A 17,110-nucleotide genomic window follows, 5' to 3' on the forward strand; every position below is an offset into this window, starting at 1 on the left:
CGCGACGAAGCCCGTTAAGCCCGTTCGACCCGAGCAGAACCGCAAGGTTTGGGGGCGGCTCGGCGGGAGACCCGTATGCAGAAACGCGCGCCGTCCGGCGGGACACCAGAAGCGATGACGGGATCACGCCGATCGGTGCTGAGCGGCCTTGCTGCGGCCGTCGCCCTGGCGCCGCTCGGTCTCGCCGCCTGCGACCGTAAAGCCAAGCCCGTCGAGAAGGCCGAGGCGCCGGCGCCGACCGCGCCCGCCGGCCCGCCCGAGGGCTCGCTGGAATGGGCCGTGCAGGGTCCCTGGCGCGCCGCCGACCGTCCGCGCGACCAATGGCGTCACCCGATGGAGACCCTGCGCTTCTTCGGCCTGCAGCCTAATATGACCGTGGTCGACTTCTGGCCGGGGAGCGGCTGGTACACCGAGATCCTGGCCCCCTATCTGGCGCGCGGCGGCGGGACCTATTACGCGGCGGGCTTCAGCACCGGCCCCGGCGCCGACGCCGCCCAGGCCTCGCTGATGGCCAATTACGAAACGCGATTTACGGCCGACAAGAAGCTGTACGGCGACATCAAATTCTCCGCCTTCGGACCGTCGTCGGGCGAGGTGGCCCCGCCGGGGACGGCCGATCTGGTCCTGTTCATGCGCAACCTCAACGCCTGGATGGCCACCGGCATCGCCGAAAAGGCCTTCGGCGACGCCTTCGAGGCTCTGCGTCCCGGCGGCGTCCTGGGCATCGAGCAGCATCGCCTGGCTCCCGACGAGGATCAGGACCCGGCCGCCGCCAACGGCTATGTCCAGGAGGCCTTCGTCAAACAGCTGGCCGCCGAGGCCGGATTTGTTTTCGTCGCGTCGTCAGAAATCAACGCGAATGCAACAGATACCAAGGATCATCCGTTCGGTGTCGGAACCCTGCCTCCGCAAAGCCTGACGGCCCCGCAAGGCCAGGCGCCCGATCCCACATTCGACCGCAGCAAATATGATGCGATCGGTGAGAGCGACCGCATGACCTTGAAGTTCAGGAAACCTGAGTGAACCGCGCCCAAGCCTTTGCCGCCAACGCCCCCCTGATGGGCGTGCCCGGCGCCTCGTCGCCGCCCGGAGGCCAGGGCGACTGGTTCCGCGGCGCCGGCGGCCTGCGTCTGCGCGCCGCCTTCTGGACGCCCTCGGCCCTGGTCGCCGCCAAGCCGCGCGGCACCGTCATTCTGTCGCCCGGCCGCACCGAGCCGATCGAGAAGTATTTCGAGGTCATCGGCAACTTCCTGGCGCGCGGCTTCTGCGTCCTGGCCCATGACTGGCGCGGCCAGGGCCTGTCGGCCCGGCTGCTGCCCGACCGGCTGAAGGGCCACGCCCGCGCGGTCGAGGAGTTCCTCGACGATTATCACCGCCTGCTCGACGCCTTCGAGACCCGGGCGCCCAAGCCCTGGATCATGGTCGGCCATTCGATGGGCGCGGCTCTGAACCTGCTCACGCTGGAGAACGGCGAAGAGCGGTTCTCGGGCGCGGTGCTGTCGGGCCCGATGCTCCGTATCAAGACGGGCAAGCGCTCGATGTGGTCGGTCAAGCTGGCCGTTCGCTGGAACCTGCGTCACGGCAAGGCCGGGGACTTCGTACTGGACGATGCGGACGATCCCTTCGACCACACCTTCGAAAAGGACGCCCTGACCACGGACGAGACCCGCTACGAACTGTGGCGGCAGCAGCTCTACGCTTGTCCGCACCTGGCGGTCGGCGGCCCGACCTGGGGCTGGCTGGCCTTCGCCCTGGACGCCGGCGAGCGCGCGCTCAAGCCCAAGGCCCTGAAGAACGTCCGTATCCCCTGCACCTTCGTCCAGGCGGGCGAGGACGACCGCGTGTGGAAGCAGACCAACAAATGGGCGGCCAAGCGTCTGGGCCGCGGCCGCTATGTCGAGGTCCCGGGCGCCAAGCACGAGATCATCATGGAGACCGACGATCTGAGGGCGCATTTCCTCAGCGAGTTCGACGCCATGTCCGACTACGTCGCCCCGACCCAGGACCTGCGGCCCCTGCCCCAGCCCGACGACGTCGAGGTCGGCGCGGCATAGTTGGTGCGCTACCGCGCGCGACGCGGTCGCGCGCTGCCTGAGCGCGGGATCAGTTGGTGAGTGACTAGAGCGCCGCGCGTTTCAGCGTGACCAGCGCCTGTTCGCGGATACGGACGTCGCCGACGGCCAGGATCTGGCCCGTGCCGTCGACCGCTTCGCCGCGCCAGTTGGTGACCTCGCCGCCGGCGGCCTCGACCACCGGAATCAGGGCCGACCAGTCCCAGAGCTTCAGGCTGGTCTCGGCGACCAGGTCCATGCGGCCGGCCGCCACCATGGCATAGGCATAGGCGTCACAGCCGTAGCGGGCGAGGCGCGCTGCGGCCCGCACCTGGGTCCACGCGCCCAGTTCCGAGCCGGTGAAGATTTCGGGATCCGTGGTCGAAATGACCGCATCGGTCAGGCGCTCGCAGGCGCGGGTCTTGATCGGTTTCGTCTGACCCCGACTCATCAGCACGGCGCCAGAGGGCCCGCCCAGGAAGAGTTCGCCGATATAGGGCTGGGAAATCGCGCCGACGGACGGTCGGCCGGCGACCCGCAGACCGATCAGGGTGGTCCACAACGGCAGGCCGGAAATGAAGGCGCGGGTGCCGTCGATGGGATCGAGAATCCAGACATGCTCCGCATCCGGACGGTCCTCGCCGTATTCCTCACCGATGACACCGTGATCGGGATAGCGGGCGGCGATCAGGCGGCGAATGGCGGCCTCGGCGTCCTTGTCCGCCTGTGTCACAGGATCGAAAGCGCCGGGTCCGGCCTTGTTCTCTTCGGCGTAGTCGCCGCGAAAGAAGGGCAGGGTCACCCCGGCCGCTTCACGGGCCAGTTCGACGGCGAAGGCTTCGAATTCGGTCATGAGGGGCGAGGGCCGGGTCTTGAGGGGTCAGGGGTCGCGATGACCTCTACCCCGCCCGGTCGCCGGTGTCCTCCCCCAAGGACCGCCGCCGGGTCTGCAATACTCGGCCCTCGCCGCCTCGCCCCCGAACCCGGAGCGCTCACGACGGCTTCAGGCCGCCGGCTCTTCGGCGTGGAGAGACTTGGCCAGGTCCAGCAGGCGGCGGCGCGGGCGCTCGCCGAGCTGGTAGTAGGCCTGGATCAGGTCGAGGGTTTCCTTGCGGGAAAACATCTCACCGCCGTTGGCCCCGGCCGCTTCCTTGCGTTCCATGGCTTCGGTCAGGCCGTCGTAGAAATAGTTCACCGGCGATTCCAGCGCCTCGGCCAGTTGCCACAGGCGGGCGGCCGAAATCCGGTTGGCGCCGCACTCATACTTCTGGATCTGCTGGAAGCGGATGCCGACTTGCAGCGCCAGCTGTTGCTGCGTCAGGCCCAGCAGGCGACGGCGGCGACGCAGGCGGCGGCCCAGGTGAAGATCGATATCGGTGGCCATGGCCCCATATTCCCCAGTTTGACGGACTGTCCCGAAATGGAACGGCTCGCCTTGTTCGCCGCAAACCACATGCCGCTTTCCCCAGCCGAGGGAGTAGCCGCGTTCGGCGAACTATTTATGGGCGGGAGCTTAGGACCACGGACCGGGAACGCCCGTCCCAATCCCGAAACGCAACCTCCGTCGCCGACGGGAGTTCAGGTCGCCAGAAGCAGTCAAGCTTTGGAGGACATGATGGGCTTGGGAATTATCGGTTGGTTGATCATCGGCATCGTCGCCGGCTGGTTGGCTGAAAAGGTCATGGGGCGCAATCACGGCCTGCTGACGAATCTGATCGTGGGCGTCGTGGGCGCCATTCTGGGCGGCTGGATCGCCGGGGCCCTGCTGGGCATTCCGGTGGGCGGCTTCAATCTGCTGACGCTGCTGGTGGCATTCGGCGGCGCCTGTCTGCTGCTGTTCCTGCTCGGCCTGGTCAAGCGCCGGGCCTGATCGACAGATCAGACGTCAAGAAGGGGCGGTCCTCGCGGGCCGCCCCTTCTTCATGCCGGAAAGGCGAGACTACTGTACCGGGGCGGCGCGGTTGAACTCGCTCGAGGTCCAGGCGGTGACCACGGCGTCGCCCTGGACGCTGGCGCCCGTGGCGGGCACCGAACGCAAGGTCCCGTCGGCCGAACGGACCACGAAGCTTTCGACACGACCGGCCGAGTTGCGGGTCAGGCGAACCACCGAGCCGAGCATATTGCCGTCGGAACCGTGGACCATGGCTCCGGTCGAGATGTTCAGGCTGGCCTCCGAGCCGTTGCGGTCGGCGGAGACCTCCGTATCCGACTGGACCGAGGCCGAAGCATTGGCGGCGCTGCTGGCGGCAGAGCGCGCGTCACGGACAGTTCCGCGTGTCAGATCACCGACACCCCGAACGGTCGAACCGACCTGGCCGGTGATGGGCGCCGTCTGGGGCACGCCGACCTGAGCCCCCACCTGGGCCCCGACACCGCCGCCGAGCACCTGGGCCGAGGCGGGAAGAGCGATCGCCAGGGCGGCGGCCGCGGTGGTCAAAAGAAGGGTACGCATAGTGGGCTTCCTCTCTGTTGGGCGCCGCTATGGCGCCATTGAAAGCAGAAACGCGCCGGAGGTCCGGCGCGTTTCATCAGGATTAACAATCCCTATCCGGCTTGAGCCCGGATCAGACCTTGATCAGGCCTGGGGTTGGGCCGGCGGGGTCGCTGGCTCTTCAGGGGCCGGGGTCTCGGTCGGGGTCGACTCGGTCGCCGGCTCTTCGGTGGGCTTGGCCTCAGTCGTCGAGGACTCCGAGGCCGGGGGCGCGGCTTCCGGCGACGCGGCGTCCGACGCGGGCGGCTCGGCCGCCGGGGTCGAGGCCGGGGCGGCCGACGAAGCGGCGTCCGGCGCGCCCGGGATGGCCGGGGCGGCAGTGAATTCAGCCATCGTCCAGCCGACGGTCACGCCCGTGCCTTCCGGCTTGAGACCGGCGAGCGGCACGCCCTTCAGCTGGCCGTCGGTGCCGCGCACGGTCAGTTCCTGGGCGCCGGCGTTGTTGCGGACGCCTTCCAGCTTGCCGAGGACGGCGCCATCGGAACCCTTGACGTCGGAACCGGGCTGCAGGGTCAGGGTGCCGGGCGACTGGGCCGGGGCGGTCGCCGGAGCTTCCGCGGGAGCCGGCGTCGGGGCGGGGGCAGGCGTCGGTTGAGCATCCTGGGCGAAGGCGGCCGGGGCGGCGGCCAGCATCAGGCCGGCGATGCCGGTCATCAGGGCGGTCTTGCGGATCATGTCCGTTCTCCGAATATCTGCGCGGCCGGGAGCGCCGCAGGATTACAAACCCGCAATGTTTCGGATTGTTTCCACCGCCCAGAAATGACCCCGGAGCGGTCACGATTGGACGATTCACGGGATCGTGGCATCAGGGTCGAATGACGAACGAAGCCGAACCGCGACGCGGCGTGGGCCGCCGCCTGGCCGGTCTGGCCAGGGAGGCGACGCCCCAGATCTTCGCCGTGGCCGTCTTCGCGGTCGGCGCCCTGATGATCATCTCGGCCGTGACTCCTGCCTTTTCCGACCGCCTGCGCGCGCTCAGCGGGTCGGTGTCGCCGGTTCTGATCGAACTGTCCCATTTCGCGGCCAGCGTGGTCGGCTTCCTGTTGCTACTGCTCTCGGCGGGTTTGTGGCGGCGGCGACGCGGCGCCTACTGGACCGCCCTGGCCGCCATGGGGGCGGGCGTGGTCTTCTCCCTGCTCAAGGGCCTGGACTGGGAAGAAGCCCTGGCCCTGGCCATCATCGCCGCCCTGCTGATCCCCTGCCGAACGGCCTTCAACCGGCGGTCGCGACTGTTGGAGCCGCTGCGGCCCGGCTGGCTGATCCTTCTGACCACGGCGGTGATCGCGGCGATCTGGCTGGGCTTTTTCGCCTATCGGGACATCGACTACACCGATCAGCTGTGGTGGAGCTTCCTGACCGACCGCGAGGCCTCGGGCTTCCTGAGGGCGGCGGCGATCCTGGCCATCCTGACCCTGGCCATGGCGGCTGTGTCGCTGCTGTCCTCACCGGGGTCCGGACGGCGGCGGCTCGGCAATGCGGCGGATCGGGCCAAGGCTCTGGAGGCGCTGTCGCAAGCCGACCACGCCACCCCCGAGGCCTGGCTGGCGACCCTGGGCGACAAGACCCTGTTGTTCAGCCCCTCGGGCCGCAGCTTCCTGGCCTACCGCGTGCGCGGTAGGCGCTGGATCGCCATGGGCGAACCGGCGGGGCTGAAGAGCGAGCGGCTGGACCTGCTCTGGGCCTTCGCCGAACTGGCCGACAGCTACGGCGGGGCGGCGGTCTTCTATTCGGTCGGCGAAGGCGTGCTGGCGGACCTCGCCACCATGGGTCTGGCCATGCGCAAGGTGGGCGAGACCGCCGTGGTGCCGGTCGCGGAGTTCTCTCTGGAGGGCAAGGCCAAGCAGAACCTGAGGACCGCGATCAATCGGGCGGAGCGCGAGGGGGCGAGCTTCGAGGTTCTGCCCGCCGGGTCGGCGAGTGCGCTCGGCGACGAGTTGAAGGCCGTATCGGACGCCTGGCTCGCGGACCACAATGGGGCTGAGAAGGCCTTTTCCCTGGGCCGGTTCGACTTCACCTACCTGGACCTGACCCCGCTGGCGATCGTGCGCCAGACCTCGGAGACCTGCCCCGGGGGACGGATCGTGGCCTTCGCCAACCTGTTGCCCGGCGAAGGGGACGACCGCGAGGTGGCCATCGATCTGATGCGCCACCTGCCCAACGCCCCTCCGGGGGTGATGGACTATCTGTTCATTCGCGCCATCCAGTGGGCGGCGGCGGAGGGCTTCGAGGCCTTCGACCTGGGCATGGCGCCCCTGGCCGGGCTGGAGGATCGCCGCCTGGCCCCCGTCTTCGCCCGCGTCGGCGCCCTGGTGTTCGAGGAGGGCGGCGCCCTGTACGGCTTCCAGGGCCTGCGCAGCTACAAGTCGAAGTTCGCGCCCGACTGGCGCGCCCGCTTCATCGCCGCCCCGGTGTCGACGCCCCTGCCTCTGGCCCTGCTGGACGTCGCCCTGCTGACCAGCGGCGGCTGGCCGGGAATGTTCGGGGGCGGAAACAGTGCGAAACCTGCAGCCCGACAAAAGACGCGATAAGCATCCCTATGGTCTGGCTTCAGCTTATTTCGTGAGGGGACGGCGATGCAGCCCGGCTATGTCGCCCCCTCAAGTACCGAGGATTTCGCCTTGCCGACCCTGACCCACCTCCAGAGACTGGAGGCCGAGAGCATCCACATCCTGCGCGAGGTCGTCGCCGAGGCCGAGCGCCCGGTCATGCTCTATTCCGTGGGCAAGGACTCGGCGGTGATGCTGCATCTGGCGGCCAAGGCCTTCTGGCCCTCGCCACCGCCCTTCCCCCTGCTGCACGTCGATACGACGTGGAAGTTCCGCGCCATGTACGAGATGCGCGAACGGATGGCGAAGGAGCTGGGCTTCGAACTTCTGGTGCACCAGAACCCGGAAGCGCTGGCGAAAGGCATCAATCCGTTCGACCACGGCTCGGCCCTGCATACCGACCTCTGGAAGACCGAGGGGCTGAAGCAGGCTCTGGATCTGCACGGCTTCGACGTGGCCTTCGGCGGGGCGCGGCGCGACGAGGAGAAGTCGCGGGCCAAGGAGCGCATCTTCTCCTTCCGCTCGGCCGGCCACCGCTGGGACCCCAAGGCGCAGCGGCCCGAGCTGTGGAAGCTCTACAATGCCCGCAAGAGCCCGGGCGAGAGCATCCGCGTCTTCCCCATCTCCAACTGGACCGAGCTGGACATCTGGCAATACATCCATCTGGAGAACATCCCGATCGTGCCCCTCTACTACGCCGCCGAGCGGCCCGTGGTGGAGCGTGACGGCCAGATCATCATGGTCGATGACGAGCGGATGCCCCTGAGGCCCGGCGAGACGCCGCAGATGAAGTCGGTGCGGTTCAGGACGCTCGGCTGCTATCCCCTGACAGGCGCGGTCGAAAGCACCGCCGACACCCTGCCCGCCATCATCCAGGAAATGCTGCTGACCACGACCTCCGAGCGTCAGGGCCGGGCTATCGACCACGATCAGGCCGGGTCGATGGAGAAGAAGAAGCAGGAGGGCTATTTCTGATGGATCTGCCCTCGAACGCCTACAGGCCGTCGGACCTGATCGAACAGGACATCGACGCCTATCTGAAGGCTCACCAGACCAAATCCCTGCTGCGCTTCATCACCTGCGGCTCGGTGGACGACGGCAAGTCGACCCTGATCGGGCGGCTGCTCTATGACTCGCGCCAGATCTTCGAGGACCAGCTGGCCCAGCTGGAGGCGGATTCGAAGCGGGTCGGCACGCAGGGCCAGAACATCGACTTCGCCCTTCTGGTCGACGGCCTGACCGCCGAGCGGGAACAGGGCATCACCATCGACGTCGCCTATCGCTTCTTCGCCACCGACCGGCGGAAGTTCATCGTCGCCGACACCCCGGGGCATGAGCAGTACACCCGCAACATGGTCACCGGCGCATCCACCGCCGACCTCGCCGTCATCCTGATCGATGCGAGGAAGGGCGTCCTGACCCAGACGCGCCGGCACAGCTTCCTCGTGTCGCTGATGGGCATCCGCCACGTTGTGCTGGCGGTGAACAAGATGGATCTGGTCGGCTACGACCAGTCGGTCTTCGACGCCATCGTCGCCGACTATACGGCCTTCGCGGAGCAGGTCGGGCTCAAGAACGTGCTGGCCATCCCCCTGTCGGGCCTCGCCGGAGACAATATCGCGACGAAGAGCGACGCGACGCCCTGGTACGCCGGCCCCGCCCTGATGGAGCATCTGGAGACGGTCGAGCTGGACGCCGACCGGCTGCAGTCCAAGCCCTTCCGCATGCCGGTTCAGTGGGTCAACCGACCCAACCTCGACTTCCGCGGCTTCTCCGGCCTGATCGCCTCGGGCGCGGTGCGGCCCGGCGAGGCCGTGCGGATCGAGCCTTCGGGCCGGACCTCGACCGTCGCCCGGATCGTGACGAAGGACGGCGATCTGGATCAGGCCGTCGCCGGCCAGTCGGTGACCCTGACACTGACCGACGAAGTCGACTGCTCGCGCGGCGACATCCTGGCGGCCGCGACCTCCGCCCCCGAGGTCGCCGACCAGTTCGAGACCACCATCGTCTGGATGGCCGACGAGCCCCTGCTGCCCGGCCGTCCCTACCTGCTCAAGGTCGGCGCCCGGACGGTCTCGGCCCAGATCACCGAGATCAAGCACGAGATCAACGTCAACACGCTGGAGGAGCGGGCGGCGAAGTCCCTGCCGCTGAACGGCATTGCCGTCTGCAACCTGTCGCTCGACCGGCCCGTCGGCTTCGATCCGTATTCGGAGGTTCCCGATACCGGCGGCTTCATCCTGATCGACCGGCTGACCAACGCCACCGTCGGGGCGGGGATGATCCGCTTCGCCCTGCGCCGCTCCCAGAACATCCACTGGCAGGCGCTGGACGTCACCAAGGCTTCGCGCGCCAGCGATCTGGGTCAGAAGCCGGCGGTGATCTGGTTCACCGGCCTGTCAGGCGCTGGCAAGTCGACCATCGCCAATCTGGTCGAGAAGAAACTGCGCTTCGAGGGCAAACACACCTATCTGCTGGACGGCGACAACGTCCGCCACGGCCTGAACCGCGACCTCGGCTTCACCGACGCCGACCGGGTGGAGAACATCCGCCGCGTGGGCGAGGTGGCGAAGCTGATGGTCGACGCCGGCCTGATCGTCGTGACCGCCTTCATCTCCCCCTTCCGCTCCGAACGAAGGCTGGCGCGCGAACTGCTGGGCCCGGGCGAGTTCTTCGAGGTCCATGTCGACACGCCCCTGGCGGTCGCCGAGGCCCGCGACGTCAAGGGCCTCTACGCCAAGGCCCGATCGGGCGCGCTCAGGAACTTCACCGGGGTGGATAGCCCCTATGAGGCGCCGGAGAGCCCTGAAATCGTGGTCGATACGGCCTCAATGACGCCGGAACAGGCGGCGGAAATGATCGTCGAACGCCTGCGCAAGGGCGGTTATCTGCGGCCCGACCCGGAGTTCTCCGAGGGTGGCGGCGTCTAGAACGACAAGCAGAAAAAAGGCCGCGTCAAACGACACGGCCGAAGTTTCTCTTGGGAGGAAACACCCTGGAAGGAGGGTGGGACGCCGAAGCGTCCGTAACCCATCTATGCACGCTGGACCGGATCGCAAGCGCTGCCGTTCCCTTTGCGTTCCGCGACACTCTGTCGTTCACTGGCGGACCGAGTCGCAGAGAGCCCCATGACTGAAACTTTTTCCGCCGCCCAGGCCCGCCGCATCGCGTTGGCCGCGCAGGGTTTCGGGACGTCTCCAGCGGGAGTGAACGCCGCCGCCTTTCGCCGCACGGCGCGCAAGCTGGGCGTCATCCAGATCGACAGCGTCAATGTGGTGACCCGCACCCACTATCTGCCCGCCTTCTCGCGTCTGGGCGCCTATCCACGCGATGTGCTGGAGAGCGAGGCCTGGGGAAAGAAGCGCAGCCTGTTCGAATACTGGGGGCATGAGGCCTCGCTGCTGCCAGTCGAGACCCAGCCCCTGTTCCGCTGGCGCATGGCGGCGGCCGAGGCCGGGCAAGGCATCTGGGGCTCCATCGCCCGCTTCGGCCATGAGAAGAGCGACTATGTCGACGGCATCCTGACCGAGATCGGCAAACGGCGCGGCGTGACCGGCGGCGACTTCGCCGAGGGGCCGCGCGGGGCGCCCGGCTGGTGGGAGTGGTCGGACGGCAAGCGGGCGCTGGAATGGCTGTTCTGGACCGGACGGATCACCACCCTGACCCGGCGTGGCTTCGAGCGCGTCTATGACCTGCCCGAACGCGCCCTGCCCCGCGCCGTCGTCGAGGCGCCGACGCCGAGCCCTGAGGACGCCCAGCGCGAACTGGTGCGGATTTCGGCCCGGGCCATGGGAATCGCCACGGCCGCCGACCTGCGCGACTATTTCCGCCTGCCGCTGGCCGACAGCCGGGCGCGGATCCACGAACTGGTCGAAGCGGGTGAGCTGATCCCGGTCTCCGTCAAAGGCTGGAACAAGCCGGCCTTCCTCGACCCAGCCGCGCGCAAGCCCCGTCGCATCGAAGGCGCGGCCCTGCTGTCGCCGTTCGACAATCTGATCTGGTTCCGTGAGCGGACAGAACGCTTGTTCGGTGTCCGCGTCCGGCTGGAGATCTATACCCCCGCCCACAAGCGCGAGCACGGCTACTACGTCCTGCCCCTGCTTCAGGACGAGGCCATCACCGCTCGGGTCGATCTGAAGAGCGACCGCAAGAGCTCGGCCCTGCTGGTCCAGGCCGCCTGGCGCGAGCCGGACGCGAATGCGGAGACGCCGCGCGTCCTCGCCGAACAGCTGCGGGCCATGTCCGGCTGGCTGGGGCTGGAGCGGGTCGAGATCATGGAAAAGGGCGACCTTTCGGCCGCCCTTTCAGAAGCGCTGCGAGAAGCGCCTCAGGCTTCGATGATCGTCTGAACCCAGTTGTGCGGGTCGGCGACGCGGCCGCGCTGGATGCCGACCAGCTTGCCCAGCATGTCGGTGGTGACCGGGCCCGGCTTGCCGTCGCCGATGGTGAAGTCGCCGCCGGGCGAAACCACCTTGGAGATGGCCGTCAGGACCGCGGCGGTGCCGCAGGCGAAGGCCTCGACCACCTCGCCCGAGGCCACGTCGGCGCGCCACTGTTCGAAGGCGTAGGGGGCTTCGCGCACGGTGACGCCGGCGTCCTTGGCCAGCTGGATGATGGAGGCGCGGGTCACGCCGGGCAGGATGGTGCCGCCCAGCGGCGGGGTCTGCAGCGAGCCGTCCTTGAAGACGAAGAAGACGTTCATCCCGCCCAGTTCCTCGATCCACTTGCCCTCGGCGGCGTCGAGGAAGACGACCTGGTCGCAGCCGTTGGCCACGGCCTCGGCCTGGGCGATCAGGCTGGCGGCGTAGTTGCCGCCGCATTTGGCCGCGCCGGTGCCGCCGCGCGCGGCGCGGGTGTAGTGCTCCGACACCCGGATGGTGACACTGTTCTTGCCGCCCTTGAAATAGCCGCCGACCGGCGAGGCCAGGACGACGAACAGATATTCATTGGCCGCGCGCACGCCGAGGAAGGCCTCGGTCGCGATCATGAAGGGGCGCAGATAGAGGCTGCCCTCGCCTTCCGGGATCCAGTCGGCATCGGTCTTGACCAGTTCGGCGACGGCCTCGAGGAACAGCTCTTCGGGCAGGACCGGCATGGCCAGACGCTCGGCCGAGGCGGCGAAACGGCGGGCGTTCTGTTCGGGGCGGAACAGGGCCACGCGGCCGTCGTCGGTCTTGTAGGCCTTCATGCCCTCGAAGATTTCCTGGGCGTAGTGCAGGACCGAGGCGGCGGGATCGAGCGGGATCGGGCCGCGCGGCTCGACCTTGTGCGAGTGCCAGCCCTGACCGGCGGTGTAGCGAATGGTCACCATATGGTCGGTGAACACCCGGCCGAAGCCCGGGTCTTCCATCAGCACGGCGCGGTCGGCGGCGGTGACCAGCGAGGGATGGGGAACGCGGGTAAAGGCGGCGGTCATGGGCGGTGTCTCGCGGCAGATGAGCTTGTGCGCGCATGGAATACCCGCGCACGGCTGCGACACCTAGCCGGATTTTACCGCCAAGGTCGATTCTTTCGACGATCCTGACGCCATCCCTGACGGCGGAGGATGGCGCTACCGCCGCGAGGACGCCTGGGACGCCAGCAAGAGGATAAACAGGCCCAGCGCGGTCGCCGGGGCCAGGTCGCCCGGGCGGAATTCACCGGTCAGGCCGACGTCGCGGAACAGGATGTCTTCGATCAGGTCCGGATCATCGCCGAACACGGTCCAGCCGTCGAAAAGCCGGCCGGTCACCGCCCGCGATTGAATCTGGGTGGTTTCGTCGTTGGCGCCGTCGCGACGCAGGGTGTCGAACATGGCCGCGATCACGTCTGTCGGCCCTTCCAGCACCTGCATCCGATAGTCGCCGTGTTCGAGTTCGGCGCCCGTGACGTCCGCTTTCAGCTGCTGCTTCAGCCATTTCGGCACACCGCCCGCCCCCGGAGCGCTACCGGTGTCAGCAGGACGCCTGCTCCAGAACATCAGCCGCGTCAGGGGCGCCGGCTCTGTCCGCCGCCGGGGGCGCGGCACGCTCGGGCGCAGGATCAGCCCGACGTCGCGGCGCGCCCAGCCCACGGCCAGGTCGGCGTCCTCACGCCCGTCGAAGACCACGCCGAACTTCAGGAAGGCGTTTCTCAGGGCCGACAGGGTGCGCGAGGTGACGTTGATCGGCCCCTCGACGGCCTCGAGCCGCTTGATGGTCTCCAGGCTGACGCCGGCGGCGAGCGCGATCTGCTTCTGATCGACCCTCAGCAGGGCCCGCGCCGCGCGGACTTGCTCGCCTGTGATGGAATATTCATCGACGTACACGGGGACTCCGGGGGAGAGAGACTGCGAAGCACTAACATGAATGGCCAAGCTTCGAGATATGATCGTTTTTTGACAAACACGCTTGGCGCGAATGGATTGTCACGCCACCGCGTAACGTTGATTCACCTTACGATACAAGCCTCTGGCTCCCTCCGCCGTGGCGAAGGTATCCACGACGCCGAGAACGGTCTCCGAGCTGCCCAGGCACAGGATTCCGTCATCCGCGAGGGCGCGATCCAGATGTACGAACACCTCACGCTTGCGCTCTACGTCGAAGTAGATGAGCACATTGCGGCACAGGATGATGTCGAACACGCCCAGCCCTGCGACACCTTGCAGCAGGTTGTGGGGACGGAAAGAAACGATTTCCCTCAGGGCGGGCAGGACGCGCCACTCGCCTTCGTGCGGCTCGAACCATCGGGTCAAGCGCTCGGGCGCCAGACCGCGGCGGACCTCAAAGTCGCTGTAGAGGCCACTGCGCGCCTTGGTCAGGATTCCCTCGGACATGTCGGTGGCGACGATCTCGAGGGTCCAGCCAGCCAGTTGGGCGTTTTCCTTCAGGATCATGGCCACGGACCAGGGCTCCTGACCGCTGGAGCAGGCCGCGCACCAGATCCGCAGCCGCCGCGACGCCCGGCGCCGGCTGATCAGAGCGGGCAGGATGGTCTTGCCGAGCTGTTCGAACGGCGCGCCGTCGCGGAAGAAGGAGGATTCGTGGGTCGCCATGGCGTCCACGCACTGACGGATCAGAGCATCCGTCGCGCCCGAGCGCAGCTTCGCCAGCAGGCCCTCGACGTCGGCCAGGCCGGCGGCCCGCGCCACCGGCTCCAACCGGCCACGCACCAGATAGGCTTTGGACGCCGAGAGGACGAGACCCGAACGGTCGCGCATCAGCTTGCAGAAATAATCGAAATCAGGACCGGTCATGCACGTTGCTCCGAGATCCGGACCAGCCAGGGGCCGACCTCGTCGAGGGGAAGAAGGGTTTCGGCCAGGCCCGTGGCGGCGACGGCGCCGGGCATGCCCCAGACGACGCTGGTGGCCTCATCCTGGGCGGCGATGCGCCCGCCGGCCCTGGCGATGGAATCGACGCCCCTGGCCCCGTCCGCGCCCATGCCCGTCAGGATCAGGGTGACGACGGCGGAGCCATACACCCGGGCGATGCTGCGCAGCATCGGATCGACGGCGGGGCGGCAGAAGTTCTCGGGCGCCTCCTGGTTCAGGCGGATGATCGGCGGCACGCCGACGCCCGGGCTCTCCACCGTCATGTGCCAGCCGCCGGGAGCGACGTAACAGCGGCCGGGCAGGACGGGCTCGCCGTCGACGGCCTCGGCGCAGGGGCGGTCGCCGGCGCGGGCCAGCTGTTCGGCGAACGGGCCGGTGAAGGCGGCCGGCATGTGCTGGGTCAGCAGGATCGGCTGCTCGACCGAACCCCGGATCGCCTCGAACACCTTGAGCAGGGCCGGAGGACCGCCGGTCGAGGCGCCGATGGCGATGACCGCGGGACGGACGAACTTGCCTGTATGCGGTCGGGTCTTCGGCGGAGCGGCCACGACGGTCGCAGGCGCGGCTGTGGGCGAGACAGCGGGGGCCCGCGGTGTGCTGGCGCGGGCCCGCCCAAGCGCCTTCACCTTGGCCAGAAGTTCCTGCTGGAAGGCCTCGGCGGCGCCCAGGCCCGTCTCCGGCTTGGCCACATAGTCGCCGGCGCCCATGCGCAGGGCCTTGAGGCTGATCTCGGCGTTGCGGCGGGTGAAGGTCGAGGCCATGACCACCTTCACCGTCGGATGGCGCTCGCGCATCCGCGCCAGGGCGGCCATGCCGTCCATCACCGGCATCTCTATATCCAGCACCACGACATCGACCGGCCGCCGGTCCAGTTCGGCCAGGGCCAGCTCGCCGTTGGCCGCGGTCGCCACGACGGTCAGCGCCGGATCGGCCCCGAGCTGACGCGAGATCATTCCCCGGACCACGGCGGAATCGTCGACGACCATGACCCGGATGGCCGAGGCCTCCGTCGGCATCGCCGGGCTGGCTAAGGTCACAGTCTCATACCTCGGGAAAATCGGACTCGGAAAACAGGACCGGCCGGGCGCGACGGCCCGGCCGGAAGGATCGGTCGCCGGATCAGGCGGCCAGCAGGGCGTCCATCTCGCGGCGCAGGGCCTCGGCCTGAACCGACAGCTCGCCCGAGGAGGTCGTGACCTCGCCGCAGGCGGTGTTGGTCTGGGCGATCGCCTCGTTGACGCCGATGATGTTGGTCGTCACCTCGCGGGTGCTGGCGGCGGCCTCTACGACACTGGCGGAGATTTCGCCCGTCGCGGCCGACTGTTCCTCCACCGCGCTGGCGATGGCGGCGGCGATCTCGGCGACCTTGTTGATCGTGCCCGCGATGCCCTGGATGGCGCCGACCGAGGTCGCGGTCGCGGCCTGCATGGCGGTGATCTGGGACGAGATCTCCTGCGTCGCCTTGGCGGTCTGGTCGGACAGGCTCTTCACCTCGGACGCCACGACCGCGAAGCCCTTGCCCGCATCGCCGGCGCGCGCCGCCTCGATCGTCGCATTGAGGGCCAGCAGCTTGGTCTGGCCCGCGATGTTGTTGATCAGGGTGACGACGTTGCCGATCTTCTGGGCGGCTTCGGCCAGGGACTGGATGGCGGCGCTGGTCTTGTCGGTTTCGGAAACGGCCTGACGGGTGATGCTGGTCGATTCCGCGACCTGACGCGCGATCTCGTTGATCGAGGCCGACAGCTCCTCGCCGGCGGCGGCGACGGTCTGGACGTTGGCCGAGGCGACCTGGGCGGCAGAGGAGACAGCGCCGGCCTGACGGGTCGCGTCTTCAGCCGAGCGGGCCATGGACTCGGCGGTGGCCTGCATCTGGGTGGCGGCCGAGGCGACGATGTTGGAGATTTCACCGACCCGCTCGGCCAGCTTGCGCTGGTCGCGCTGGGCGGTGATGTCGGTGGCGTATTTCACGACCTTGTAGGGGCGGCCGTTCAGATCGAGGATCGGGTTATAGCTGGCCTGGATCCAGACCTCGCGCCCGCCCTTGGCGACGCGCTTGTACTGGCCGGAGTCATACTCACCGCGACCGAGCTTGGCCCAGAAGGCCTGGTATTCAGGGCTCTGACGATAGGCCGGCTCGGCGAACATCGAATGATGCTGGCCGCGAATCTCATCGAGGCTGTAGCCGAGGACGGCGAGGAAGTTCTCGTTGGCGTCCAGGATCTTGCCGTCCAGCGAGAAGGAGATGACCGCCTGGGCCTTCGAGATAGCGTCCAGCTGGCCTTCGTAATCGGCGGCCTGAACCTTCTGGGCGGTGATGTCGGTGGCGAACTTGACGACCTTCACCGGCTTGCCGTCGGCGTCGAAGACCGGGTTGTAACTGGCCTGGATCCAGATCTCGCGGCCACCCTTGGCGATACGCTTGTACTGGCCGGCGTCATACTCGCCGCGGCCCAGCTTGGCCCAGAAGCCCTGATACTCGGGGCCGGTGCGTTCGGCCGGATCGACGAACATCGAGTGATGCTGGCCCTGGATCTCCGACAGGGAATAGCCGAGGGCGGTCAGGAAGTTTTCGTTGGCGGTGGTGATCCTGCCGTCCAGTTCGAACTCGATCACGGCCTGGGACCGCTCGATGGCGGCCACCTTGCCCCGGTAGTCCTGGAACAGGAGGTCGAATTCCTCGGCCTCGGAATCGATTTTCAGGGCCGCGTTGCTGCTGGGCATGTCGTTGTCC

16 protein-coding genes are annotated in these 17,110 nt (G+C 68.0%); 7 read left to right on the top strand and 9 right to left on the bottom strand.

Features of this window, described 5'->3' with window-relative positions:
* Positions 1-114 precede the first annotated feature (114 nt).
* Both ACW172_RS04370 and ACW172_RS04375 read left to right on the top strand, forming a co-directional pair.
* The gene (locus ACW172_RS04370; RefSeq protein ID WP_492033967.1) at positions 115-1,023 is read left to right on the top strand and encodes a class I SAM-dependent methyltransferase; all 909 of its coding nucleotides are present in this window, start codon (positions 115-117) and stop codon (positions 1,021-1,023) included.
* On the top strand, positions 1,020-2,054 hold the full coding sequence (locus ACW172_RS04375) for an alpha/beta fold hydrolase (protein ID WP_492033968.1): 1,035 nt from the start codon (positions 1,020-1,022) through the stop codon (positions 2,052-2,054). Before ACW172_RS04370 ends, ACW172_RS04375 begins: the two co-directional genes overlap by 4 nt.
* 64 nt (positions 2,055-2,118) lie before the next feature.
* On the opposite strand, the gene hisN is transcribed toward ACW172_RS04375, so the two are convergent.
* Together hisN and ACW172_RS04385 are read right to left on the bottom strand one after the other, a co-directional pair.
* Positions 2,119-2,904, bottom strand: coding sequence for a histidinol-phosphatase (hisN, locus tag ACW172_RS04380; protein WP_492033969.1), 786 nt, complete (start codon positions 2,902-2,904; stop codon positions 2,119-2,121).
* 150 nt (positions 2,905-3,054) lie between these two features.
* Positions 3,055-3,435, bottom strand: a complete 381-nt coding sequence (locus tag ACW172_RS04385; protein WP_207868832.1) for a helix-turn-helix domain-containing protein — start codon at positions 3,433-3,435, stop codon at positions 3,055-3,057.
* Positions 3,436-3,666: 231 nt separating this feature from the next.
* Here ACW172_RS04385 and ACW172_RS04390 point away from each other — a divergent pair, with 231 nt between their 5' ends.
* Entirely contained in the window at positions 3,667-3,921 is a 255-nt protein-coding gene (locus ACW172_RS04390; RefSeq protein WP_492033970.1) for a GlsB/YeaQ/YmgE family stress response membrane protein, read from the top strand.
* A gap of 69 nt (positions 3,922-3,990) precedes the next feature.
* Here ACW172_RS04390 and ACW172_RS04395 read toward each other — a convergent pair whose 3' ends face one another.
* Together ACW172_RS04395 and ACW172_RS04400 are read right to left on the bottom strand one after the other, a co-directional pair.
* A complete protein-coding gene (locus ACW172_RS04395) occupies positions 3,991-4,503 on the bottom strand; it encodes a hypothetical protein (protein WP_492033971.1) in 513 nt (170 codons plus the stop codon).
* A gap of 123 nt (positions 4,504-4,626) precedes the next feature.
* On the bottom strand, positions 4,627-5,217 hold the full coding sequence (locus tag ACW172_RS04400; RefSeq protein WP_492033972.1) for a superoxide dismutase: 591 nt from the start codon (positions 5,215-5,217) through the stop codon (positions 4,627-4,629).
* Between the two features lie 140 nt (positions 5,218-5,357).
* Here ACW172_RS04400 and ACW172_RS04405 point away from each other — a divergent pair, with 140 nt between their 5' ends.
* The 4 genes from ACW172_RS04405 to ACW172_RS04420 all read left to right on the top strand — a co-directional run bounded on the left by ACW172_RS04405 (position 5,358) and on the right by ACW172_RS04420 (position 11,437).
* Positions 5,358-7,070: a phosphatidylglycerol lysyltransferase domain-containing protein gene (locus ACW172_RS04405; RefSeq protein WP_492033973.1), complete on the top strand. Its 1,713-nt coding sequence runs from the start codon at positions 5,358-5,360 to the stop codon at positions 7,068-7,070.
* Between the two features lie 45 nt (positions 7,071-7,115).
* On the top strand, positions 7,116-8,063 hold the full coding sequence (cysD, locus tag ACW172_RS04410) for a sulfate adenylyltransferase subunit CysD (RefSeq protein ID WP_492033974.1): 948 nt from the start codon (positions 7,116-7,118) through the stop codon (positions 8,061-8,063).
* Positions 8,063-10,018 carry a sulfate adenylyltransferase subunit CysN gene (gene cysN / locus ACW172_RS04415; protein ID WP_492033975.1) on the top strand — a complete coding sequence of 652 codons (1,956 nt, stop codon included), beginning with the start codon at positions 8,063-8,065 and terminating at the stop codon, positions 10,016-10,018. Before cysD ends, cysN begins: the two co-directional genes overlap by 1 nt.
* A 198-nt stretch (positions 10,019-10,216) precedes the next feature.
* Positions 10,217-11,437 carry a winged helix-turn-helix domain-containing protein gene (locus ACW172_RS04420; RefSeq protein ID WP_492033976.1) on the top strand — a complete coding sequence of 407 codons (1,221 nt, stop codon included), beginning with the start codon at positions 10,217-10,219 and terminating at the stop codon, positions 11,435-11,437.
* Here ACW172_RS04420 and ACW172_RS04425 read toward each other — a convergent pair.
* The 5 genes from ACW172_RS04425 to ACW172_RS04445 all read right to left on the bottom strand — a co-directional run bounded on the left by ACW172_RS04425 (position 11,416) and on the right by ACW172_RS04445 (position 17,100).
* On the bottom strand, positions 11,416-12,504 hold the full coding sequence (locus tag ACW172_RS04425; protein ID WP_492033977.1) for a branched-chain amino acid aminotransferase: 1,089 nt from the start codon (positions 12,502-12,504) through the stop codon (positions 11,416-11,418). The genes ACW172_RS04420 and ACW172_RS04425 overlap by 22 nt on opposite strands.
* Before the next feature lie 135 nt (positions 12,505-12,639).
* Positions 12,640-13,374, bottom strand: a complete 735-nt coding sequence (locus ACW172_RS04430) for a BLUF domain-containing protein (RefSeq protein WP_492033978.1) — start codon at positions 13,372-13,374, stop codon at positions 12,640-12,642.
* 99 nt (positions 13,375-13,473) lie between these two features.
* On the bottom strand, positions 13,474-14,301 hold the full coding sequence (locus ACW172_RS04435) for a CheR family methyltransferase (RefSeq protein WP_492033979.1): 828 nt from the start codon (positions 14,299-14,301) through the stop codon (positions 13,474-13,476).
* Positions 14,298-15,416 (bottom strand): protein-glutamate methylesterase/protein-glutamine glutaminase, encoded by a 1,119-nt coding sequence (locus ACW172_RS04440; protein ID WP_492033980.1) that lies wholly within the window; start codon positions 15,414-15,416, stop codon positions 14,298-14,300. The genes ACW172_RS04435 and ACW172_RS04440 overlap by 4 nt, the downstream gene beginning before the upstream one ends.
* 82 nt (positions 15,417-15,498) lie before the next feature.
* Positions 15,499-17,100 carry a methyl-accepting chemotaxis protein gene (locus tag ACW172_RS04445; protein WP_492033981.1) on the bottom strand — a complete coding sequence of 534 codons (1,602 nt, stop codon included), beginning with the start codon at positions 17,098-17,100 and terminating at the stop codon, positions 15,499-15,501.
* Positions 17,101-17,110 lie beyond the last annotated feature (10 nt).

The sequence above is a fragment of the Brevundimonas sp. ALps5 genome (assembly GCF_058681645.1).

Excerpts from the sequence above, each read along its gene's own strand:
- ACW172_RS04370 (WP_492033967.1), top strand. The coding sequence starts at position 115 with ATGACGGGATCACGCCGATCGGTGCTGAGCGGCCTTGCTGCGGCCGTC.
- hisN (WP_492033969.1), bottom strand. The coding sequence starts at position 2,904 with ATGACCGAATTCGAAGCCTTCGCCGTCGAACTGGCCCGTGAAGCGGCC.
- ACW172_RS04385 (WP_207868832.1), bottom strand. The coding sequence starts at position 3,435 with ATGGCCACCGATATCGATCTTCACCTGGGCCGCCGCCTGCGTCGCCGC.
- ACW172_RS04390 (WP_492033970.1), top strand. The coding sequence starts at position 3,667 with ATGGGCTTGGGAATTATCGGTTGGTTGATCATCGGCATCGTCGCCGGC.
- ACW172_RS04395 (WP_492033971.1), bottom strand. The coding sequence starts at position 4,503 with ATGCGTACCCTTCTTTTGACCACCGCGGCCGCCGCCCTGGCGATCGCT.
- ACW172_RS04400 (WP_492033972.1), bottom strand. The coding sequence starts at position 5,217 with ATGATCCGCAAGACCGCCCTGATGACCGGCATCGCCGGCCTGATGCTG.
- ACW172_RS04405 (WP_492033973.1), top strand. The coding sequence starts at position 5,358 with ATGACGAACGAAGCCGAACCGCGACGCGGCGTGGGCCGCCGCCTGGCC.
- cysD (WP_492033974.1), top strand. The coding sequence starts at position 7,116 with ATGCAGCCCGGCTATGTCGCCCCCTCAAGTACCGAGGATTTCGCCTTG.
- cysN (WP_492033975.1), top strand. The coding sequence starts at position 8,063 with ATGGATCTGCCCTCGAACGCCTACAGGCCGTCGGACCTGATCGAACAG.
- ACW172_RS04420 (WP_492033976.1), top strand. The coding sequence starts at position 10,217 with ATGACTGAAACTTTTTCCGCCGCCCAGGCCCGCCGCATCGCGTTGGCC.
- ACW172_RS04425 (WP_492033977.1), bottom strand. The coding sequence starts at position 12,504 with ATGACCGCCGCCTTTACCCGCGTTCCCCATCCCTCGCTGGTCACCGCC.
- ACW172_RS04435 (WP_492033979.1), bottom strand. The coding sequence starts at position 14,301 with ATGACCGGTCCTGATTTCGATTATTTCTGCAAGCTGATGCGCGACCGT.
- ACW172_RS04445 (WP_492033981.1), bottom strand. The coding sequence starts at position 17,100 with ATGCCCAGCAGCAACGCGGCCCTGAAAATCGATTCCGAGGCCGAGGAA.